At 72.9% G+C, this 21,624-nt stretch carries 16 protein-coding genes; 7 read left to right on the top strand and 9 right to left on the bottom strand.

Annotation, left to right across the window (positions count from 1 at the left end; all coding sequences use genetic code 11):
- Positions 1 to 3 precede the first annotated feature (3 nt).
- Positions 4 to 576: an HD family hydrolase gene (locus ACIBNE_RS16325; protein ID WP_399271936.1), complete on the top strand. Its 573-nt coding sequence runs from the start codon at positions 4 to 6 to the stop codon at positions 574 to 576.
- 499 nt (positions 577 to 1,075) lie between these two features.
- Here the strand turns inward: ACIBNE_RS16325 and ACIBNE_RS16320 are convergent, their stop codons facing one another.
- On the bottom strand, positions 1,076 to 2,662 hold the full coding sequence (locus ACIBNE_RS16320) for an MFS transporter (protein ID WP_399271934.1): 1,587 nt from the start codon (positions 2,660 to 2,662) through the stop codon (positions 1,076 to 1,078).
- Between the two features lie 116 nt (positions 2,663 to 2,778).
- Here ACIBNE_RS16320 and ACIBNE_RS16315 point away from each other — a divergent pair, with 116 nt between their 5' ends.
- Positions 2,779 to 3,387, top strand: coding sequence for a TetR/AcrR family transcriptional regulator (locus tag ACIBNE_RS16315; protein WP_399271932.1), 609 nt, complete (start codon positions 2,779 to 2,781; stop codon positions 3,385 to 3,387).
- A 280-nt stretch (positions 3,388 to 3,667) separates the two neighbouring features.
- Positions 3,668 to 4,189, top strand: coding sequence for a hypothetical protein (locus tag ACIBNE_RS16310; RefSeq protein WP_399271930.1), 522 nt, complete (start codon positions 3,668 to 3,670; stop codon positions 4,187 to 4,189).
- A gap of 88 nt (positions 4,190 to 4,277) precedes the next feature.
- Here ACIBNE_RS16310 and ACIBNE_RS16305 read toward each other — a convergent pair whose 3' ends face one another.
- The 3 genes from ACIBNE_RS16305 to ACIBNE_RS16295 form a co-directional block, all read right to left on the bottom strand.
- Positions 4,278 to 4,949, bottom strand: coding sequence for a hypothetical protein (locus tag ACIBNE_RS16305; protein ID WP_399271928.1), 672 nt, complete (start codon positions 4,947 to 4,949; stop codon positions 4,278 to 4,280).
- Between the two features lie 172 nt (positions 4,950 to 5,121).
- Positions 5,122 to 6,039 (bottom strand): aldo/keto reductase, encoded by a 918-nt coding sequence (locus ACIBNE_RS16300; RefSeq protein WP_399271926.1) that lies wholly within the window; start codon positions 6,037 to 6,039, stop codon positions 5,122 to 5,124.
- Positions 6,036 to 6,968 carry an NAD-dependent epimerase/dehydratase family protein gene (locus tag ACIBNE_RS16295; RefSeq protein WP_399271924.1) on the bottom strand — a complete coding sequence of 311 codons (933 nt, stop codon included), beginning with the start codon at positions 6,966 to 6,968 and terminating at the stop codon, positions 6,036 to 6,038. The genes ACIBNE_RS16300 and ACIBNE_RS16295 overlap by 4 nt, the downstream gene beginning before the upstream one ends.
- Positions 6,969 to 7,071: 103 nt before the next feature.
- Between ACIBNE_RS16295 and ACIBNE_RS16290 the strand changes: the two genes are divergently transcribed.
- The 3 genes from ACIBNE_RS16290 to ACIBNE_RS16280 are packed head-to-tail and all read left to right on the top strand — an operon-like array spanning position 7,072 to position 8,364.
- Positions 7,072 to 7,554, top strand: a complete 483-nt coding sequence (locus tag ACIBNE_RS16290) for an Lrp/AsnC family transcriptional regulator (RefSeq protein ID WP_399271922.1) — start codon at positions 7,072 to 7,074, stop codon at positions 7,552 to 7,554.
- Between the two features lie 43 nt (positions 7,555 to 7,597).
- Positions 7,598 to 8,026, top strand: coding sequence for a MerR family transcriptional regulator (locus ACIBNE_RS16285; RefSeq protein WP_399271920.1), 429 nt, complete (start codon positions 7,598 to 7,600; stop codon positions 8,024 to 8,026).
- Entirely contained in the window at positions 8,023 to 8,364 is a 342-nt protein-coding gene (locus ACIBNE_RS16280) for a thioredoxin family protein (RefSeq protein WP_399271918.1), read from the top strand. The genes ACIBNE_RS16285 and ACIBNE_RS16280 overlap by 4 nt, the downstream gene beginning before the upstream one ends.
- Positions 8,365 to 8,398: 34 nt before the next feature.
- Here ACIBNE_RS16280 and glgB read toward each other — a convergent pair whose 3' ends face one another.
- The 4 genes from glgB to ACIBNE_RS16260 form a co-directional block, all read right to left on the bottom strand.
- Entirely contained in the window at positions 8,399 to 10,768 is a 2,370-nt protein-coding gene (gene glgB, locus ACIBNE_RS16275; RefSeq protein ID WP_399271916.1) for a 1,4-alpha-glucan branching enzyme, read from the bottom strand.
- Between the two features lie 37 nt (positions 10,769 to 10,805).
- Positions 10,806 to 12,224 carry a maltokinase gene (locus ACIBNE_RS16270; RefSeq protein ID WP_399271914.1) on the bottom strand — a complete coding sequence of 473 codons (1,419 nt, stop codon included), beginning with the start codon at positions 12,222 to 12,224 and terminating at the stop codon, positions 10,806 to 10,808.
- A 204-nt stretch (positions 12,225 to 12,428) separates the two neighbouring features.
- The gene (treS, locus tag ACIBNE_RS16265; RefSeq protein ID WP_399271912.1) at positions 12,429 to 14,135 is read right to left on the bottom strand and encodes a maltose alpha-D-glucosyltransferase; all 1,707 of its coding nucleotides are present in this window, start codon (positions 14,133 to 14,135) and stop codon (positions 12,429 to 12,431) included.
- The gene (locus ACIBNE_RS16260) at positions 14,132 to 16,189 is read right to left on the bottom strand and encodes a maltotransferase domain-containing protein (protein ID WP_399271910.1); all 2,058 of its coding nucleotides are present in this window, start codon (positions 16,187 to 16,189) and stop codon (positions 14,132 to 14,134) included. Before ACIBNE_RS16260 ends, treS begins: the two co-directional genes overlap by 4 nt.
- 366 nt (positions 16,190 to 16,555) lie before the next feature.
- Here ACIBNE_RS16260 and glgP point away from each other — a divergent pair, with 366 nt between their 5' ends.
- A complete protein-coding gene (gene glgP, locus ACIBNE_RS16255) occupies positions 16,556 to 19,210 on the top strand; it encodes an alpha-glucan family phosphorylase (RefSeq protein ID WP_399271908.1) in 2,655 nt (884 codons plus the stop codon).
- A gap of 82 nt (positions 19,211 to 19,292) precedes the next feature.
- On the opposite strand, the gene ACIBNE_RS16250 is transcribed toward glgP, so the two are convergent.
- Positions 19,293 to 21,320 carry a M4 family metallopeptidase gene (locus tag ACIBNE_RS16250; RefSeq protein WP_399271906.1) on the bottom strand — a complete coding sequence of 676 codons (2,028 nt, stop codon included), beginning with the start codon at positions 21,318 to 21,320 and terminating at the stop codon, positions 19,293 to 19,295.
- Positions 21,321 to 21,624: the final 304 nt, after the last annotated feature.

Genomic DNA, 21,624 nt, shown 5'->3' with positions numbered 1-21,624 from the left:
CACATGGCGGACGGTACGGCAAAAGGCACCGCGTGCTTCCTGCTGGAGATGGGGATGCTCAAGCGCGCCAAGCGGTCCGGATGGTGGATCGCCGGGGTCAAGGACCCTGAAACGATCGCGGAGCACAGCTTCCGCGTCGGCCTCCTCGGTTCCGTGCTCGCCATGATGGAAGGCGCCGATCCGGCCAGGGCCGGTCTCCTGGGTCTGTGGCACGACACTCAGGAAACCCGTATCGGCGACATCCCGCACATCGGCAGGCGCTACTTGAAGGCCGCGACGAACGAACAGGTGACCGCGGATCAACTCTCCGCCGCGCACCCGGCGGTGAGGACCGGGGCCCAGCGGATCGTCGAGGAGTACGAGGAGGGCAAGACCCTCGAAGCGGTCTGCGCCCACGAGGCCGACAAGCTGGAGTGCCTGATCCAAGGCGTCGAGTACAGGGAACAGGGATACGCCAACGTCCAAGGCTGGATCGACTCCAGCGCCAGCAAGCTGAAGACGGATTCCGCGAAGGAACTCGCCGAAGCGGCACAGAACATGTCCTCGGTGGAGTGGCAGCAGGTCTACCTTCCGTAGGGCCTCCCCAACCCTGACGGGGCACACGTGGCCCCGCGCGAGGGCCGTGTCCTCCGGGCGCCCCGCGTCGCGCCGGGGTGGGGGTCGGAAGGGTGCTCCCCGCAGGAGCACGAGCCAAGACCCGGGTTATCCAGGACTGGAAACGGTTCCGGCTCGTGATCCGAGGAGTGCACCCTGGAGCGCCCCCGGCCCCCCGGGCACACCATCCCCGTGACCGGGTCACCCCATCCCCCTAGGGGCGCGGGGAACTGCGCAAAAGACGGCACCCCGAGCAACGGGACCCCAACAAGGACCGCACACCCCGTGCCCGAGTCGGTGCTGCCGCTGGCGCCCGGGGTGGGCGATCGTGCCGGGCCGGTGGCGGTGCGCCTTCCCCGTAACGGCGCGGGCTCCCCTGCTGAAACGGGAAACCCCGCCGTTCCGGGAGAACGACGGGGTTCCTGTCGGGGGAGGAGGGGGGCGGCCCACTGGGCAGCGGCCCCCCGGACGGCGCGCCCCCCTACCGTCCCCGCTTCGGCAGCAGTACCGCCACCAGGAGCGTGCCGATTCCGAGCACCCCCGCCCCCACCAGGCTCGTGTGCGCCACGGCCTCCGAGAACGCGCCGCCCACCGCATCGGCCATCCGGCGCGCGGACTCCGCGGCCTGGGCCGCGCCCGCGCCGCCGGGCGCCGCGCTCTCCGCGATGCGCTGCGCCACCACGTACCCCGCGCCCACGGAGTCCTGCGCCGCCGCCAGCGCGTCGGCGGGCAGCCCGGTGCCGCGTACCGCCGAGGCCAGTTCGGAGGAGTACGAGTTGGCCAGGACGGACCCGAGGATCGCGATCCCCAGCGAGCCGCCCAGCTCCAGCGACGTGTCGTTGACCGCGCCGCCCACGCCCAGCTCCGACTCCGGGAACGCCCCCATGATCGCGTCGGTGCACGGCGACAGCGCGAGCCCGATCGCGAGGCCGAGGATCGCGAGCGGGGCGACGAGGTCGCCGTACGACGATCCCGCGTCGATCCGCGTCAGCAGGGCGAGCGCGGTGGTGCCGCCGACCATTCCGGCCGTGACGGTGACCTTCATGCCGAGGCGCGGCGTGAGGAAGCCGGTCAGGGCCGAGCCGACGAAGACGGCCCCGGCGAGCGGCAGCATCCGTACGCCCGTCTCCAGGGCGTTGTACCCGAGCACGAACTGGAGGTGCTGGGTGAGGTAGTAGAACGCGCCGAACACCGCGAGGAAGAACAGCGCGACCGCGAGGTTGGCCCCGGCGAAGCCGCGGTCGGTGAAGCGGCGCACGTCCAGCACGGGCCGCGGGTGGCGCAGCTCCCAGACCACGAACGCCAGCAGGGCGAGGCCCGCGACGACCGCGGCCGAGACCGCCTTGACGCCCCAGCCGAAGTGCGGGCCCTCGATGATCATGTAGACGAGCGCGGCGACCCAGACGACGGACAGCAGCCCGCCGACGTAGTCGATCCGGCCGTGGGCGGCGGCCTTCGACGCGGGGACGAGGGTGAAGGTGCCGATCAGCGCGAGGACGGCGACGGGGACGTTGATCAGGAAGGTCGACGACCAGCCGTGGTTCTCCAGCAGCGCGCCCGCCACCAGCGGACCGGCCGCGATGGCGAGGCCCGCCGTGGCGGTCCAGACGACGATGGCCTTGGCGCGCTCGGCGCGCGGGAAGGACGCGGCGAGCAGCGAGAGCGTCGCGGGCATGATCATCGCCGCGCCGACGCCCATCACCGCGCGCGCCGCGATGACGCCGTTCGCGCTGTCGACCAGCGACCCGGCGACCGAGCCCGCCGCGAAGACGACGAGGCCGAGCACGAGGGCGCCCCTGCGGCTGTACTTGTCGCCGATCGCGCCGAACAGCAGCATCAGCGCGGCGTACGGGACGGTGTAGGCGTCGATCACCCACTGGAGGTCGGCGCTGCTGAGGCCGAGGTCGTGGGTCATGTCGGGCGCGGCGACCGTCAGCGCGGTGTTCGCCATCACGATGATCAGCAGGCTGAGGCAGAGCACGCCCAGCGCCCACCAGCGGCGCGCGTACGGCGGTGCCTCGGCGGTGCCTTCACCGTCCCGTACTCCTCGGATCGCCGTCGTCGCCATGGTGCCTCACCCTCCGGACCCGTGGGCCCAGCCCTCGAAAGATCTTGCACACCGATGTGCAATTACACAGTGGTGTGCAATTTAGGGCACTGCACGGCTGTGTGCAAAATGAGGTCATGACCAGAGCCGACGCCAACCGTCGCCGCCTGATGGATCTCGCCCTCGCCGAGCTCCTGCGCGACCCGGACGCCTCCATGGACCAGATCGCGCGCGCCGCGGGCGTCGTCCGGCGCACGGTGTACGGCCACTTCCCCAGCCGCGACGCGCTGATCGCCGCCCTCGTCGACGACGCGGCCGACGCCGTCGCGCAGGCGCACTCCCGGGGGCGCGAGGGCGTCGACGACCCGGCCGAGGCCCTGGCGAAGGCGACGCTCACGGTCTGGGAGATCGCCGACCGCTACCGCCTCCTGGTCTCGCTCGCCCAGCGCAGCATCACCATGGAGGGCATCAAGCAGCGCCTCGCGCCCGTGCGCGAACAGTGCGTGGCGCTGCTGCGGCGCGGCCAGGAGGAGGGCGTCTTCCGCTCGCCGCTGCCGCCCGCCGCCCTCGCCCAGGTCCACGAGCAGACGCTGTTCGCGCTGATGGAAGCGGTCAACGACGGCGTGCTCCACCCCCGCGAGGCCGGCCGCTCGGCCGCGCTGACCGCGCTGCTCTCGGCGGGGTACCCGGTGGAGCGGGGCGCCGCGCTGGTGACGGAACTGGTGGCGGCGCTCGCGGAGGGCTGAGGGGCGCGCTCGGGGGCGCGTCGCTCTGGGGGCGTCGGCCTCTCAAGGGGGGCGCGTCGCTCTGGGGGCGCCGGTCCTTGGGGCGCCGCCTTTTCGCCTGCGGCGGGCGGCACCCCACCCCACCCCTTCCCGAAACCCTCCGGGGGCCCTGCGGGCCGGTGGGTGGCTGGTCGCGCAGTTCCCCGCGCCCCCTGTCGGGGCGCGCCCGTGCTCGCCCCCGCGCCCCGTGCCCGCGCCCCGCGCGGGGGCGCTTGTCAGTGGGCGCCGATAGCCTGCGGGAATGAGCGACACGACATGGGACGCCCTGACCGCCACGCCCCTCCCCGAAGTGCTGCGCCGCGCGGTCGCCGTGGACGGGCTCGTCGGGATCGAGCCGGTGGCCGTGCCCGGTGCGCGCCGTCTCGCCTGGAACGACGGCGGCGGCCAGTCAGCCGTCTGGTACTTCGCGCAGGACGGCCGCGTCCTGCTGCTGACGTTCGACCACGAGTCGTCGCTGAACCTGTACGCGGAGGACGACTACGCCCTCCAGGAGTCCTTCTACAAGGGCGTCCCCGAGCCCCTCGTCGAGCTGGTCCGCGACCGGCCCGAGAACTACGAGTCGCTGAACCTCACGGACCCCGCGACGGGCCGGACCATCCACTACGCGGGCGGGGTCTTCTGGTTCGACGGGGCGGACTGGCACGTGGCCGAGGGCCTGGCCGACCACTGCCGCCGCGAGGACGTGGACCTCTTCAACGAATCCGGCTTCGACTACTGCCTGGGCGTCTACCGCTTCGGCCAGGACTTCACCCCGGAAGCCTAGGGACTGTCCGGCCGCGCGACTGCCGTTGTTCGGGCGGGAGCGGGAGCGGGAGCGGGTTCGGGCGGAGCGGGAGCGGGCGGCGCGGGTCTCAACCTGTCGGTGCCGGCTCCCTCAGCCAAGGGCTGAACTGCTCGGCGACCAGCGACGCCACGGCCGCCGCGTCCCGCGACCCGTCGACCTCGATGACGCGCACGCCCACGTGCCGGGCGCGGCGCACCGCGTCCTTCGCGACCAGGCGGTCGCGGGCGATCCGGTTGGCCTGGGCGCGCGCGGGGTCGCCGACCGGGACGCCCAGGGCGCCCGCGCGCGGGAGGGTGCGGATCTGGTGCTGCCGGAAGTCCTCGGTGGGCACGAGGACGACCATCCGCCGGACCGAGTCGAGCAGCGGGGCGACCAGTTCGGGCCGCAGCCCCCATCCCTCGGCGATCGCCGGACGGCCGGTCGACAGCGCGCGCAGGTCGTCCAGGGCCCACTCGAACCGCAGCGGGAAACCGGCCAGCGTCTCGGCCGCCATCTCCTCCGGGCTCCGCTCCGTCCAGACCCGCTCGGGCCCCGGCTCCGCCACCGGCTCGCCCCGCGCCACCCGCCGCGCGATCCGGCGGTCCTGATGGCCCCGGGCGTCGTGGTAGTCGTAGTGGTACGCCGTCAGGCCGAAGTCCCGTGCGAGGAGTTCGGACACGGTCGTCTTGCCGGCCCACTGCGCGCCGCCGATCCACAGCATCCGGCGCAGGCTGCCGTGCGGATCCCACACTTCTGCCATGAGAGTCCTCCCGTGAGCGGGCGGCGCCCACGGCCGCCCAGCAGTGAGTGTGCGGGTTCGCGGCCGGAAATCGCAGTCTTGAATTCGGGGCCTGCCCGGCAGAGAGTGGAACCAAGGGGGTACGGGGCCGCCCCCTGCGTGGCCCTGCCGCGCGGGCGCGAGCGACCCGCCCCTACTCCAGCGCCGCCACCTCGTCCGCGCTCAGCGCCAAGCGGGCCGCCCCCGCCGAGTCCCTGATCGTCTCCGGCCTCGTCGCCCCCGGGATCGGCACCACCACCGGCGACCGCGCCAACAGCCACGCGAGCGCCACCCGCTGCGCGCTCACCCCCCGCGCCTCACCCACCTCGTGGAACGCCGACCGGGGCACCGCGCCCCCGGCACCCGGGCCCTCCAGCGCGCTGCGCGCCACCCCGCCCAGCGGGCTCCACGGGAGGAACGCGAGCCCCAGCTCCTCGCACAGCCACAGCTCCGCCTCCGCGTCCCGCACCGCGGGCGAGTACCGGTTCTGGACGGACACCAGCCCGTCCCCCAGCACTTCCACCGCCTCCTTGATCTGCGCGCTCGACACGTTCGAGATCCCCGCGTACCGGATCACCCCGCGCTCCCGCAGCTCCGCGAGCGCCCCCAGCGACTCCGCGAACGGCACGTCCGGGTCCGGCTTGTGGAGCTGGTAGAGCCCGATCGCCCCGCCCTCCAGCGCCCCCTCCAGCCGCCGCGCCGACGCCTCCGCCGCCCGTCTCAGGTGCTCCGGACGGCCGTTCACCGTCCAGCCGCCGTCCAGGCTCCGGCCGCGCCCGCCCTTCGTCGCCACGAGCACCGAGGACGCGTCGCCCCCGTACGCCGCCAGCGCACGCGTCACCAACACCTCGTTCGCCCCCGGCTCCCCGCCCGGCACGTGGTACGAGTCCGCCGTGTCGATCAGCGTCACGCCCGCGTCGAGCGCCGCGTGCACCGTGGCGAACGCCCGCGCCCCGTCCGGGTGCCCCTCGATCGACAGGGGCATCGCGCCGAGCCCGACCGCCCCGACCCGGAAGGGGCCGACGTTCCGCAGCGCTGGGGGACCCGCCGTCACTTCTGCCTCCGTCTTCATCGCAGCGTCTCCGCGACGGCCTCGTCCAGCCACTGACCGCTCTTGGAGAAGGAGAAGCCGAGCCCCGCCGCGCGGGAGTTGTCCATGCCGTACGCGCGCCGGAAGGAGAAGGGCGACACCTCGCCCACCTCCACCTCCCGGAACACCGCGCGCCCGCCCCCGCCGGACGCCCGCTCCACCGCGGCGCAGATCTCCGCCGTGCTCAGCACCCCGTGCGCCGCCGCGTTCACCGGCCCCGTGAACGACCCCTCCGCCGCCCACACCAGGAACTCCGCGATCTCCTCCACCCGGATGTACGTCGCGGGGTGGTTGGGCGCCGGGACCGCGATGGGCGCGCCCGCCGCGATCCGCTCCGCGTAGTGGTCGACGCGCCCCGTGAAGTCGTCGGCCCCGCCCAGCACGTGCGCGACGCGCACCGCCACGTACGGGAACGCGGGCTCCCGGGCGAAGACCGCCTCCGCCTGCCGCTTGCCCTCGCCGTAGTGCTCCCCGGCGAACTCCGGGTCGCCCCAGGGCAGGGAGACGTCGACCTCCACCGTGCGCGGGTCGACCGCGTCCTCCCGCACCGGGCGGCCGGGTGAGTCCTCGTACTCGTACACCTCGACCGTCGAGGTCAGCACGTACCGCCGCGTGCGCCCCTCGAAGACGCGCCGCGCGATCTCCGCCTGGCGCGGGGTGTAGCAGACCTGGTCGACGACGACGTCGAACGTACGGGAGCCCAGCGCGGCCCGCAGCGACCGTTCGTCGTCGCGGTCCGCGACGAGGTGCACCGCGCCCTCCGGCGGCGCCGACGACCCGCGGTTGACGACCGTCACCCGCGCCCCGGACTCCAGCAGCAGCGCGACCAGCCGCTTCCCGAAGTAGCGGCTCCCGCCGATGACGCACACGTCCCGCACCACGAACACCGTCCCCCTGAACTCGCCCTCCACCTGCGGCGTTTGCCGCGGTGCCCTCAAGTGTTACGTTGGCGGGCCGCTCGCTGAAGGGGGAACCGTGGGAGATCCGGCCGTCATGCCGAAGGGAACGCGGCACATGAGGTCCGTCGCCGACGAAACGACGGCGGCCTTCGATTCGATCGACCGGCAGCTCCTGGAGCTCCTCCAGACCGAGGGGCGGATCAAGCTGAGCGAGCTGGGCCGCCGGGTCAGGCTCAGCCCCGCCGCCGTCGCCGAGCGCGTCCGCAGGCTGGAGGCGTGCGGGGCGGTCACCGGCTACGGCGCCCGCGTCTCGCCCGCCCGCATCGGCTACGGCATCCAGGCGTTCATCAGGGTCGACCCGCACGGCGGCTACACCCTCAAGCACCCCAGGACCCTGGAGCTGATGGAGCGGTCCGAGGTGACCGAGGTGCACCACGTCGTCGGCGAGGACTGCTGGATCATCAAGGTCGCGGTCACGGACACCGCGCACCTGGAGGACGTGCTGGAGCAGGTCTCCGCGCTGGGCCGCACGACGACCTCGATCGTGCTGTCCTCGCCCGTCACGGGCAAGCCGCTGCTCCCGCCCGCCCGCGCCTGAGGGCGTTGCCTTGACGTCGGCGTGAAGGAATACGGTCCACACCATGCGAATCGGCGAACTGGCGGAGCGGGCCGGGACCACCACCAGGGCCCTGCGCTACTACGAGTCGCGCGGGCTGCTGCCCGCCCGGCGCTCGGTCAACGGCTACCGCACCTACGACGAGAGCGACCTGCGGCTCCTCCAGCAGATCAGGACCCTCCAGGACTTCGGGTTCGACCTGGAGGAGACCAGGCCGTTCGTGGAGTGCCTGCGGGCCGGGCACCCGGCGGGCGACTCGTGTCCCGCCTCGCTCGACGTCTACCGGCGCAAGCTCGGCGAGCTGGACGGGCTGATCGACCAGCTCCAGCGGGTGCGCGCGCAGGTGGGCGAGGAGCTGGCGCGGGCCGAGGAGGCCCGCGCCGCGCTGGAGGCCGACGCGCTGGCTCCGGGAGGTCCGGAGCCGCGGTGCGAACTGGGAGGGAACCACTCATGATCAAGGCAGCGGGCATCGACGAGGTCACCGACGCGACCTTCGCGGCCGAGGTGCTGGCCGAGCGGGACCTGCCGGTCCTGGTGGAGTTCACCGCCGACTGGTGCCCGCCCTGCCGTCAACTCGCGCCCGTGCTCAGTGCGTTGGCGAAGGAGGAGACGGGGCGGCTGAAGGTGGTGCAGATCGACAGCGACAGCAACCCGGCGACGATGGTCGAGTACGGGGTGATGTCGATGCCGACCATGCTGGTCTTCCAGGGCGGGCAGCCGGTGCTCTCGCTCGTCGGCGCCCGCCCCCTGCGCAGGCTGCGCCAGGACCTGGAGGGCGTGCTCCCGGCCTGAGCGCGCGCCGGGCGCCCGCACACCCCGGGCGCCCTCACGCCCCCGGCGCCAGCCACACCGTCGCCAGCGGCGGCAGCGTCAGCTGGACGCTCGCCTCCCGCCCGTGCGACCGCACCGACTCCGGCTTCAGCGGCTCCGGATTGCGCACGTCCCCGCCGCCGTACCGCGCCTCGTCGGTGTTCAGCACCTCGTGCCACGCCGGGACGTCGGACGGCACGCCCAGGCGGTACTCGTGCCGCACCACGGGCGAGAAGTGGGAGACCGCGAGCAGCGGCGCCCCCTGGGCGTCGTACCGCAGGAACGCGAACACGTTGTCCTCGGCGGCGTCGCCCTCGATCCAGGCGAACCCCGAAGGGTCGGTGTCCCGCTGCCACAGCGCGGGCGTCGCCGAGTACACCGCGTTCAGCTCGCGCACCAGGTCCCGCACGCCCCGGTGGTCGGGCTCGGCGGAGTACGAGGGGTCGAGCAGCCACCAGTCGGGGCCGTGGCGCTCCGCCCACTCGGCTCCCTGTGCGAACTCCTGCCCCATGAAGAGGAGTTGCTTGCCCGGGTGGGCCCACATGAAGCCCAGGTAGGCGCGGTGGTTCGCGCGCCGCTGCCACCAGTCGCCGGGCATCTTGTTCACCAGCGAGCCCTTGCCGTGCACCACCTCGTCGTGCGAGATCGGCAGCACGTAGTTCTCGCTGTACGCGTACACCATCGAGAAGGTCATCTCGTGGTGGTGGTACTTGCGGTGCACCGGCTCCTTGGCCGCGTAGCCCAGCGAGTCGTGCATCCAGCCCATGTTCCACTTCAGTCCGAAGCCCAGCCCGCCGAAGCCGCCCGCGCCCGTGTGGTGCGTGGCGCGGGTGACGCCGTCCCAGGCCGTGGACTCCTCGGCGATCGTCACGACGCCCGGGTTGCGGCGGTAGACGGTGGCGTTCATCTCCTGGAGGAAGGCGACCGCGTCCAGGTTCTCCCGCCCGCCGTGCGCGTTGGGCGTCCACTCGCCGTGCTCGCGCGAGTAGTCCAGGTAGAGCATCGAGGCGACGGCGTCCACCCGCAGCCCGTCGATGTGGAACTCCTCGCACCAGTAAGTGGCGTTGGAGACGAGGAAGTTGCGCACCTCGGGGCGCCCGTAGTCGAATTCGAGCGTGCCCCAGTCGGGGTGGGCGGCGCGCGCCGGGTCCTCGTGCTCGTACAGCGGCCGCCCGTCGAACTCCGCGAGCGCCCAGTCGTCGCGCGGGAAGTGCGCGGGCACCCAGTCCATCAGCACCCCGATGCCCGCCCGGTGCAGCGCGTCGACCAGGAACCTGAAGTCGTCGGGCGTGCCCATGCGGGCGGTCGGCGCGTAGAAGCCGGTGACCTGGTAGCCCCAGGAGCCGCCGAAGGGGTGCTCGGCGACCGGCATCAGCTCGACGTGGGTGAACCCGAGGTCGCAGACGTACGCCGGGAGTTGGTCGGCGAGTTGACGGTACGTCAGGCCCGGTCGCCAGGACGGCAGGTGGACCTCGTAGACCGAGAACGGCGCCTCGTGCACGGGGCGCGCCGCCCGGTTCGCCAGCCACTGGGCGTCGCGCCACACGTGGTGGTCGTCCGCGACCACGGACGCGGTGGCGGGCGGGACTTCGGTGCGCCGCGCCATCGGGTCGGCGCGCAGCGTGTGGCTGCCGTCGGGCCGGGTGATGTCGTACTTGTAGCGCGCGCCCTCGCCTACGTCCGGCACGAACAGCTCCCACACCCCCGATGAGCCGAGCGAGCGCAGCGGGTACCCGCTGCCGTCCCAGAGGTTGAAGTCGCCGGCGAGCCGCACGCCGCGCGCGTTCGGCGCCCACACGGCGAACCGGGTGCCGCGCACGCCCTGGTGGGTGAGGGGCCGCGCGCCGAGCGCCCGCCACAGCTCCTCGTGCCGCCCCTCGCCGATCAGGTGCAGGTCGAGGTCGCCGAGCGCGGGCAGGAACCGGTAGGGGTCGTCGACCTCGAACTCCTCGCCGTCGTAGGTGACCAGCAGGTGGTACGCGGCGGGGACGCCGGCCAGCGGGAAGGCGCCGGAGAACAGGCCGTCGCCGTCGTCGCGCAGCGCGGCCCGCAGCCCGTCCGCGACGACCTCGACGCCCTGCGCGTACGGGCGCAGCACCCGGAACGCGACGCCGCCTTCCACCGGGTGCGCGCCCAGCAGCGCGTGCGGGGCGTGGTGCTCGCCCGCGAGCAGCCGGGCCCGGTCGGCGCCGTCCAGCGGGGGCGCGGTGGCGCTGCGGACCGCCGGGGTCCTCCCGCGCGCGGGCGGGGGGACCTTCGCGGTGCGCCGGGGCGCGGGTCCGCCCCCGGGGGCGGCGGCCGTACGGGGCGGCGGCGTACCGGACTTGACCCGGTCGGCCGGCGCCGTCTGGGAGGTGTCGGACGGCGTGCGCTTGCGCGGAGTCACGGGAGGGGTCTCCTCGGGAGTGGGAGGGGGGTGTGGGTCAGTGCCGTGGCGTCGGGGCCCCGTCGGCGGCGCCCGCCAGGCGGCGCACCGCCGCCATCGGGACCGGGAGCCAGTCGGGCCGGTTGCGGGCCTCGTACAGCACCTCGTACACGGCCTTGTCGGTCTCGTACGCGCGCAGCAGTTCCGGTTCGTCGCGCGGATCGGTTCCGGACGCCTCCGCGTACCCCGCGCAGTACGCGGTCCTGCACCGCTCGGACCACTCCTGGTGCCAGGTGTGGTCCCTGCGGGCGGCGTAGTCGAAGGACCGCAGCATTCCGGCGACGTCGCGCGCGGGGGGCTGCGGGCCGCGCCGCTCGGCCAGCGGGCGCGCGGGCTCGCCCTCGAAGTCGATGAGCGCCCAGCCGCCGTCGGGCGTGCGCAGGGTCTGCCCGAGGTGCAGGTCGCCGTGGACGCGCTGGGCCCGCCAGGCGCGGCCCCGTTCGCCGAGCGCTTCGAGCCGGTCGTATCCGGTGCGCAGCGCGGGGGCGTACGGCTGGAGCGCGGGCACCGCCTGCGCGGCGGCGGCCAGCCGCGCGGTCAAGCCGGCCGCCAGCATCCGCACCTGCGCGCGGCCCAGCGTCGTCGTGGGCAGGGCCGCGGCGAGCGCGGTGTGCACGCGCGCGGTGGCCCGGCCGAGCGCGGCGGCCTCCGCGGTGAAGTCGCGGCCCGCGTCGAGCGCCCGCCCGGCGAGCAGCCAGCCGTCCCGCGAGCCGCGCAGGAACGGCTGGAACACGCCCAGGGTGCAGGGTTCGCGCCCGCAGTCCGCCTCGAACCAGGCGACGGGCGCGGGGACCTCGCGGCAGCCCTGGCCGGCGAGCGCGAGCGGCAGCTCCAGGTCGGGGTTGGTGCCCGGCTGCACCCGGCGCAGCACCTTGAGGATGTACGCGTCGCCGTAGACCAGCGAGGTGTTGGACTGCTCGGCGTCCAGGAGGCGGGCCGCGAGCCCGCCGGGGACGGTCGCGCGGTCCGCGAGGGCGAACCGCAGCGGGCCGGTGCGCCCGGGGGTGCGCAGCCGCTCCAGGAGCAGGGCGGCGACCTTCGGGTCGCGCAGGCCCTCGTAGACGGCGCGCCCGGCGAGCGGTCCTTCGGCGGGGTGCCCGATGAGCGCGGGGGCCAGGCGCGGCGGCAGCGGGTCGCGCACGCCGATGAAGAGCTGGTAGCAGTCGGGCGCCGCCGGGGGCCGCACGGGCGGCGCGGGTTGCGCGGCGCGGACGAGGAGGTGCAGCAGGCCCGGGGTCCCGCCCCGGCCGACGGGCAGCAGTTCGGTGGCCGCGACCAGCGTGAATCCGGTGACGGGGCGGCCCTTCCCGGCGAACCAGCGCTGCCGGGGGAGCCATTCGTGGAGCAGTGGCGCGAGGGACGGGAGGAGGGTGGGGGGCAGGGCTACGGGGGGACGGGTGGAGGCGGTCTCCGACATGGCGTCGCGTCCTTTCCCCGGGTACATCTCGAAAGGCGCGGAGTGTCCCGGATTGCGGCGGTCGCTGTCCGGTGGTGCGCGGGAACGGGTGGGGGCGGACATGGGTCCAGAGGGGCCAAGTGCCCCGCGCGGAACGGTGGAAACGGCGGAATCCGAGCGATCGGTGGATCCGTCCGGCGGTGCCCGCTCCGCGCGGTCGCTCCGTCAGCCCGCGGTGCTGTCCTTCCTCAGCCGGAACCAGTAGAAGCCGTGACCCGCGAGGGTCAGCAGGTAGGGCAGTTCTCCGACGGCGGGGAAGCGCACGCCGCCGATGAGCTCGACGGGGTGCCTCCCGTCGAAGGCCCGCAGGTCGAGTTCGGTGGGCTGCGGGAAGCGCGAGAAGTTGTGCACGCACAGCACCAGGTCGTCGCCGTACTCCCGCAGGAAGGCGAGCACGGCCGGGTTCGACGAGGCCAGCTCGGTGTACGAGCCGAGCCCGAAGGCCGGGTTCTGCTTGCGGATCTCGATCATCCGCCGGGTCCAGTGCAGCAGCGAGGAGGGCGACGCCATCGACGCCTCGACGTTGGTGACCTGGTAGCCGTAGACCGGGTCCATGATCGTCGGGAGGTAGAGCCGTCCCGGGTCGCTGGAGGAGAACCCCGCGTTCCGGTCGGGCGTCCACTGCATCGGGGTGCGTACGGCGTCCCGGTCGCCGAGCCAGATGTTGTCGCCCATTCCGATCTCGTCGCCGTAATACAGAATGGGCGATCCGGGCAGGGACAGCAGCAGTGCCGTGAACAGTTCGATCTGATTGCGGTCGTTGTCCAGGAGCGGGGCGAGGCGCCGCCTGATGCCGATGTTCGCGCGCATCCGCGGGTCCTTGGCATATTCCGCGTACATGTAGTCGCGCTCTTCGTCCGTGACCATTTCGAGCGTCAACTCGTCGTGGTTCCGGAGGAAGATGCCCCATTGGCAACTGGAGGGAATGGCCGGGGTCTTGGCGAGGATTTCGGAGACCGGATAGCGGCTCTCCCGGCGCACCGCCATGAAGATCCGCGGCATCACCGGGAAGTGGAACGCCATGTGGCACTCGTCGCCGCCGGCCGCGTAGTCCCCGAAGTAGTCGACGACGTCCTCCGGCCACTGGTTGGCCTCCGCGAGGAGCACCGTGTCCGGGTAGTGCGCGTCGATCTCCTTGCGGACCCGCTTCAGGAAGGAGTGGGTCTCGGGGAGGTTCTCGCAGTTGGTCCGCTCGCGCTGGTAGAGGTACGGCACGGCGTCCAGCCGGAAGCCGTCGATCCCCAGGTCCAGCCAGAACCGCAGCGCCGAGACGATCTCCTCCTGCACCGCCGGGTTCTCGTAGTTGAGGTCCGGCTGGTGCGAGAAGAAGCGGTGCCAGTAGTACTGCTTGCGGACCGGGTCGAAGGTCCAGTTGGAGGTCTCCGTGTCGACGAAGATGATCCGGGCGTCCTGGTACTGCTTGTCGTCGTCCGCCCAGACGTAGTAGTCGCCGTACGGCCCGTCGGGGTCGCTGCGGGACGCCTGGAACCACGGGTGCTGGTCGCTGGTGTGGTTCATGACGAAGTCGATGATCACGCGCATGCCGCGCTGGTGCGCGGCGTCCACGAACTCCACGAAGTCGGCGAGGTCGCCGAACTCGGGGAGCACGGCCGTGTAGTCCGAGACGTCGTAACCGCCGTCCCGAAGCGGTGACTTGAAGAACGGCGGCAGCCACAGGCAGTCGATCCCGAGCCACTGCAGGTAATCCAGCTTGGCGGTGATGCCCTTGAGGTCGCCGATGCCGTCGCCGTTGCTGTCCTGGAAGGAGCGGACCAGTACTTCGTAGAAGACGGCGCGCTTGAACCAGTCGGGGTCCCGGTCCTTGGCCGGGGTGTCCTCGAAGGTGTCCTGGACGGGCTCGTTGACGATCATGGTGTGGGTGACCCTCCGATCGGTGAGGACGGTCGCAGGGCGACGATGTGCGCGGGCGTGACGCCCGGCTCTAGGCGCACATAGAAGGCCCTGCCCCAGTGGTAGGTATCGCCGGTGAGCTCGTCGCGCACCGGCACGGATTCGTGCCACTGGAGGCCGAGTTGCGGCATGTTCAACGAGACCGTCGCCTCCTGGGTGTGGTGGGGGTCGAGGTTGGCGACCACCAGGACGGTGCTCGACCCCACCCGCTTGCTGTAGGCGACGACCGCGTCGTTGTCCGCGTCGTGGAAGTGCAGCGGGCGCAGCCTGCGCAGGGCCGGATGCCTGCGGCGCAGCCGGTTGAGCCTGGTGATCAGGGGTGCGATGGTGCGCCCCGCGCGCTCGGCGCCCGCCCAGTCCCTGACCTTGATCTGGTACTTCTCCGAGTCCAGGTACTCCTCGCCGCCCTCCCTGAGCGGGGTGTTCTCGCACAGCTCGTACCCCGCGTACACCCCCCAGGACGGCGAGAGCGTCGCCGCGAGCACGGCCCTGACCTCGAAGGCCGGGCGCCCGCCGTGCTGGAGGTAGGCGTGCAGGATGTCGGGGGTGTTCACGAAGAAGTTCGGCCGCATGTACGAGGCGCTCTCGCCGGTCAGTTCGGTGAGGTACTCGGTCAGCTCCCGCTTGGTGTTGCGCCAGGTGAAGTACGTGTACGACTGGTGGAAGCCGATCTTCGCCAGCGTGTGCATCATCGCGGGCCTGGTGAACGCCTCGGCCAGGAAGAGCACGTCGGGGTCGGTGCGGCCGACCTCCGCCAGCACCCGCTCCCAGAAGACCACCGGCTTGGTGTGTGGGTTGTCGACGCGGAAGATGCGCACGCCGTGCCCCGCCCAGAAGCGCAGCAACCTGACCGTCTCGGCGATCAGCCCCGGCATGTCCCGGTCGAAGGCGATCGGATGGATGTCCTGGTACTTCTTCGGCGGATTCTCGGCGTACGCGATGGAACCGTCCGGCCGGTGGTGGAACCACTCCGGGTACTTCTCCACCCACGGGTGGTCGGGCGAGCACTGGAGCGCGAAGTCCAGCGCGACCTCCAGGCCGAGACCGGCGGCGCGCGCCACGAATGCGTCGAAGTCCTCGAAGGTGCCGAGGTCCGGGTGGAGCGCGTCGTGCCCGCCGTCGGCCGAGCCGATCGCCCAGGGCACGCCGGGGTCGTCGGGGCCCGCGGAGAGCGAGTTGTTGGGGCCCTTGCGGTGGGAGGTGCCGATGGGGTGGACGGGCGGCAGGTAGACCACGTCGAAGCCCATCGCGGCGACGGCGGGCAGCCGGTCGGCCGCGGTGCGCAGCGTGCCGGGCACGGTCCTGCCGTCCTTGACGCGGGCGCCCTCGGAGCGGGGGAAGAGCTCGTACCACGCGCCGTACAGCGCCCGCTCCCGCTCCACGCGCAGCGGCAACTCCTCCGATGCGGACACCAGTTCGCGCAGGGGGCGGCGCGCGAGCACCGCGTCGACCTCCGGCGTCAGCGCGGCGGCGAGGCGGGCGGGCGCGGGGCGCGCGGGGTCGCGCAGCGCGGCGGCGGCGGCGCGCAGGGGCGCCCGGTCCTCCTCCGGGAGGCCTTCGGCGGCGCGCTCGTGGAGGACGGCGCCCTCCTCCAGGACGAGTGCGGTGTCGATGCCCGCGGGGACCTTGACGCCCGCGGCGCGCCGCCAGGTCGTGACCGGGTCGCTCCACGCCTCGACCGCGTACGTCCACAGGCCCGGGGACGTCGGCGTCACGTCGGCGCCCCAGCGGTCGGTCCCGGGCGCCAGCTCCCGCATGGGCGTCCAGGGCCCGGGGCGCCCGTCGGGGTCGCGCAGCACGACGTTGGCCGCGACGGCGTCGTGCCCTTCGCGGAAGACCGTCGCGGAGACCTGGAACGTCTCGCCCGGCACGGCCTTGGCGGGGTGCCCGGGGAGGGCGGGGCCGGGGCGGACGTCGAGCACGGGAATGCGGCCGAGGGGGCGCGGAGGGGGGCCGGTCCGCGCGCCCGAACTCTCCGAACCGCTCTCCGAACCGCTCTTTTCGTCGGAATCCATGGAATCGATCAAAGGGCTCACGGAATCACCTGAGGGTGGGGTGCGGGATTTGCTGGCGTGTGCGTGTCGGTGGAGCCTTCCCACGGGCTACGGGTGGGCAATCCGGTGGTTTGTTAACTACTCGACCGTAAGCAGACACACAAGAACCGGCCCCGTTAATCGCGGTGCGGAAGGGTGCGGGATGGCCGGTTAATTACCCGTGTGGACCGGGCGGTCGGGGGTACGCCGGTGACGCCCCGCCGACCGCGCGCCCGCACGCCCCGTGTCGCGGACGGGCCGTGCCCACTACCGTCGACGGATGACGAGGGCCCGCCCCGCGCGGCGTGCCCCCGGCGCGTTCGTCCGCCCCCTGCGAAGGTGGAACACGTGAAGGCCATCCGTCGATTCACCGTCCGCCCGGTTCTCCCCGGACCGCTCGCCGACCTCACCGACCTCGCGCGCAACCTGCGCTGGTCCTGGCACCACGACACCAGGGAGCTGTTCCGCTCCGTCGACCCCGACGGCTGGCGGGCCGTCGGGGACGACCCCGTACGCCTCCTGGGCACCGTCCCCGCCGACCGCCTCGCGGCCCTCGCCGAGGACGAGGACTTCCTGCGCCGCCTGGCGGCGGCGGCCGACGACCTGCGCGAGTACCGCACGGGCCCCCGCTGGTACCAGCACCGCAAGGAGGAGGGCGCCGAACTCCCCGACGCGGTCGCCTACTTCTCCCCGGAGTTCGGGATCGCCGCCGCCCTGCCCCAGTACTCGGGCGGCCTCGGCATCCTCGCGGGCGACCACCTCAAGGCCGCCAGCGACCTCGGCGTCCCGCTGATCGGCGTCGGCCTCCTCTACCGGCACGGCTACTTCCGGCAGTCGCTCTCCCGCGACGGCTGGCAGCAGGAGCACTACCCGGTCCTCGACCCCAACGAGCTGCCGCTGACCCTGCTGCGCGAGGCCGACGGGGCGCCCGCCAGGATCGCCCTCGCCCTCCCCGGCGGCCGCGCGCTGGCCGCGCACGTCTGGCAGGCGCAGGTCGGCCGGGTGCCGCTGCTCATGCTCGACTCGGACGTCGAGGAGAACGCGCCGGGCGAGCGCGACGTCACCGACCGGCTCTACGGCGGCGGCAGCGAGCACCGGCTGCTCCAGGAGATGCTGCTGGGCATCGGCGGCGTCCGCGCCGTCCGCGCGTACTGCCGCCTCACCGGCCACCGGGCCCCCGAGGTCTTCCACACCAACGAGGGCCACGCGGGCTTCCTCGGCCTCGAACGCATCCGCGAACTCGTCGAGGCCGGCTCCGCGTCCGGCGCCGGCTGCGGCTTCGACGCGGCCCTGGAGTCCGTACGCGCCGGAACCCTCTTCACCACCCACACCCCCGTCCCCGCCGGGATCGACCGCTTCGACCGCGAACTGGTCGCCCACCACTTCGGCGACGACGGCGAACTGCCGGGCGTGGACGCCGAACGGGTGCTGCGGCTCGGCATGGAGACGTACCCGGGCGGCGAGCCGAACCTCTTCAACATGGCGGTCATGGGCCTGCGCCTGGCCCAGCGCGCCAACGGCGTCTCCACGCTGCACGGCTCGGTCAGCCGCGAGATGTTCGCCGGGCTCTGGCCCGGCTTCGACCCCGACGAGGTGCCGATCACCTCCGTCACCAACGGCGTCCACGCCCCCACCTGGGTCGCCCCCGAGGTCGTCGCGCTCGGCGCCCGCACCATCGGCGCCCGCCGCACCGAGGACGCGCTGAGCGTCGGCTCGTCCCGCCGCTGGGACGCCGTCGCCGACATCCCGGACGCGGACGTGTGGGAACTGCGCACCGCCCTGCGCACCAGGCTGGTCGCCGAGGTGCGCGGGAGGCTGGCCGAATCCTGGCGGCAGCGCGGCGCCGCCGACGCCGAACTCGGCTGGATCGACTCGGTGCTCAGCCCCTCCGTGCTGACCATCGGCTTCGCGCGCCGCGTCCCCTCGTACAAGCGCCTCACCCTCATGCTGCGCGACCGCGACCGGCTGATGGAGCTGCTGCTGCACCCCGAGCGGCCCGTCCAGATCGTCGTCGCGGGCAAGGCCCACCCCGCGGACGACGGCGGGAAGCGGCTGATCCAGGAGCTGGTGCGGTTCGCGGACGACCCGCGCGTGCGCCACCGCATCGTCTTCCTGCCCGACTACGGCATGCGGATGGCGCAGCAGCTCTACCCGGGCTGCGACGTCTGGCTGAACAACCCGCTGCGCCCGTTGGAGGCGTGCGGGACCAGCGGGATGAAGGCCGCGCTCAACGGCTGCCTCAACCTCTCGGTGCGGGACGGCTGGTGGGACGAGTGGTTCGAGCCGGACTTCGGCTGGGCCATCCCCACGGCCGAGGGGCACGCGCTGGACGAGGACCGCAGGGACGAGCTGGAGGCGAACGCGCTCTACGACCTGATCGAGCGGCGGATCGCGCCGCGCTTCTACGACCGGGGCGAGGAGGGGCTGCCCGGCCGGTGGATCGAGATGGTCAGGCGCACCCTGGCCGCGCTCGGTCCGAAGGTCCTCGCGGGGCGCATGGTGCGGGAGTACGTGGAGCGGCTCTACGCGCCCGCCGCGCTCGCCCACCGCGCCCTGGACCCGGCGTCCGCACGGGAGTTGGCGCTCTGGAAGGAGCGGGTGCGCACGGTGTGGCCGTACGTCGCGGTGGACCACGTGGAGGCCGTGGCGGCCGGGGACGGGCGGGGCGCGGCGGAGCTGGGCGCCACGCTCGCCCTGCGGGTGCGCGTCGCGCTCGGCGCGCTGGGGCCCGACGACGTGGAGGTGCAGGCCGTCGCGGGCCGGGTGGACGAGGCCGACGCGATCGCGGAGGGCCGGCCGTTCCCGCTGAAGCCGACCGGCGGGCCCGACCTGGAGGGCCGCTGGCTGTACGAGGGGCCGCTGGCGCTGGACCGTACGGGGCCCTACGGCTACACCGTCCGCGTCCTGCCCGCGCACCGGCTGCTCGCGTCCGGCACCGATCTGGGCCTCGCCGCGCTGCCGACGGAGGCGACGGGGGAGGGGGCGGGCGTGCTGATGCGGTGAAACGGCCCCGGGGGAGCGTGCCGCCCCGGGGCCGTTCGGTCAGTCACTCACGGTCCGTCCCGTTTCCGGGCGGTGGCCCGGTTTACGGGAAGGTGAGCTTCCAGCTGTTGATGTAGCCGACGTCCTGCCGGTAGACGTCCTGGACCTTCAGCTTCCAGGTGCCGTTGGCCACCTCGGAGGAGGCGTTGACGTTGAACGTCTTCTGGATGTTGTCGCCCGAGTCGCTGCTGGAGTTCTGCAGGCGGTAGGCGGTGCCGTCCGGGGCGATCAGGTCGAGGACCAGGTCGCCGCGGTAGGGGTGGACGATGTCCACGGTGACCGGCAGGGAGGCCGGGGCGTTGCCGGTGCGGCCGGTGACGTTGACCGACGAGGTGACCGCGGCGCCGCCGTCCGGGATCTGGACGTCCGTGGTGTTCTCGAAGACCGTGCCGCCGGGGGTGCCGCCGCCGGGACGCGAGCCGACCGCGACCGCGGCCCAGGCGTGCTCGACCGCGGTGGCCTCGGGCGCGGTGGCGCCGTACAGCTCCTTGGCCGCGGCGACCGTGCCGGTGCGCGCCTGCTCGTAGTTGGTCGAGGCGCCGAACTTGGTGGCGAGCGCCTTGAACCAGATCTGCTCGGCCTTGGCGCGGCCGATGCCGGTGACCGGCAGGCCGTCCGAGGTCGGCGAGTCGTAGTTCACGCCGTTGATGGTCTTCTTGCCGCTGCCCTCGGAGAGCAGGTAGAAGAAGTGGTTCGCGATGCCGGACGAGTAGTGCACGTCGACGTTGCCGACGCCCGGGTACCACGAGTCCTTGGACGCGCCGTCCTTGCTCGGCTTGTCCATGTAGCGCAGCGGGGTGCCGTCGCCGTTGATGTCGATTTTCTCGCCGACCAGGTAGTCGCCGACGTCCTGGGCGTTGTTGGCGTTGAACTCGACGGCCGCCGCGAAGATGTCGGAGGTCGCCTCGTTCAGACCGCCGGACTCGCCGCTGTAGATCAGCTTGGCGGTGGCGGCGGTGACGCCGTGCGTCATCTCGTGCGCGGCCACGTCGATCGAGGTGAGCGGCTTGTTGTTGCCCTCGCCGTCGCCGTACGTCATGCAGAAGCAGCTGTCCTGCCAGAACGCGTTGACGTAGGCGTTGCCGTAGTGGACGCGGGAGTACGCGCCGACGCCGTCGCCGCGGATGCCGCTGCGGCCGTGCACGTTCTTGTAGTAGTCCCAGGTGAGGGCCGCGCCGTAGTGCGCGTCCGCGCCCGCGGTCTCGCGGTTCGACGGCTGGCCGTTGCCCCAGACGTCGGTGGTGTTCTGGAACAGCGTGCCGGTGCCGCTGGAGCCGCCCTTGAGGTCGTACGTCTTGTGGCTGCCGCGGTTCGTGTCGGTCAGCGTGTACGAGGGGGCGGTGCCCAGGGTGACCTGGCCGCTGTACTGGGTGTTGCCGGTGCCGGTCTCGACGGCCTGCCACTCGTAGATCTTCTTGCCGGTGGCGGCGTCGGTCACGACGTGCAGCTCGTTGGGCGTGCCGTCGTGCTGGAGGCCGCCGACGACGGTCTCGAAGGCGAGGGTGGGCTTGCCCGAGGCCATCCAGACGACCTTGCGCGGGGCCTTGGTGGCGGCGGTCTTCTTGGAGCCCTCGGCGCGGGCGGCGCCGAGCGCCTGCGTCTCGGCCGCCTTGGGCGCGATGTCCGCGGTGGTGTCGATGCCCTTGAGGACCGACTTGGAGCCCTTGAAGACGCCCTGCGTCTTCCCGGCCTTGCTCTCCTTGACGATCAGGTCGCCGCCGAGGACGGGGAGCCCGGCATACGTCCGCTCGTAGCGGGTGTGCGTGGTGCCGTCGCGGTCCTGGACCACGTCACGGACCACCAGCTGCTCCTGGGCGCCCAGGCCCAGCTCCTTGGCGGTGGCGGCCTTGGTGGCGTTCGCCTCCTGGAGCAGCGCGGCGCGCTGGGAGGGGCTGAGCTTTGCGGGGAGAGCGCCCGGGTTGACCGGCGAACCGGCCTGGATGCCCGGGGCGGCTGCCGACCGCTCGTTGTCGGCGGAGGCGGTGCCCGCCTGTACGCCGACGGTGAGCAGGGCCGCTGCGGCTATGAGCGCGCCGGCGGCGGTGGTGCGGCGGCTTGGCGTGGATCTCACGCGAACTCCTTCTGCTGGGGGGTGGCGGGACACTGGGTGGGCGTCCCGGGCAGTGCTGGCGGAGCAGGCGGATCAGAGGTGGAGCGAGGAACGGGGGAAGATTGCCAGCCGTGAACAGCTCCTGTCAGGAGCGCGTCAAGAAGTTGGCCGGTTTTGGTTCGCTGCACGGAGGACGGTGTTCGTTAACCGGACGTTTCACCGCGCGACGCCAGGAAGCTGCCGAGGGCGCGGGAATTCGGTCGATCGAGAGATTTCCGAGATCCGGACGGAAGTCGTCCGTGTTTCGGGGATGTTGAGCACGTCC

Origin of the sequence: Streptomyces sp. NPDC050504, from assembly GCF_044458065.1 — a bacterium.
Classification (GTDB): Bacteria; Actinomycetota; Actinomycetes; order Streptomycetales; family Streptomycetaceae; genus Streptomyces.
Note: the sequence above shows the minus strand (reverse complement) of the source record. Positions and strands in the feature narration are given on the sequence as shown.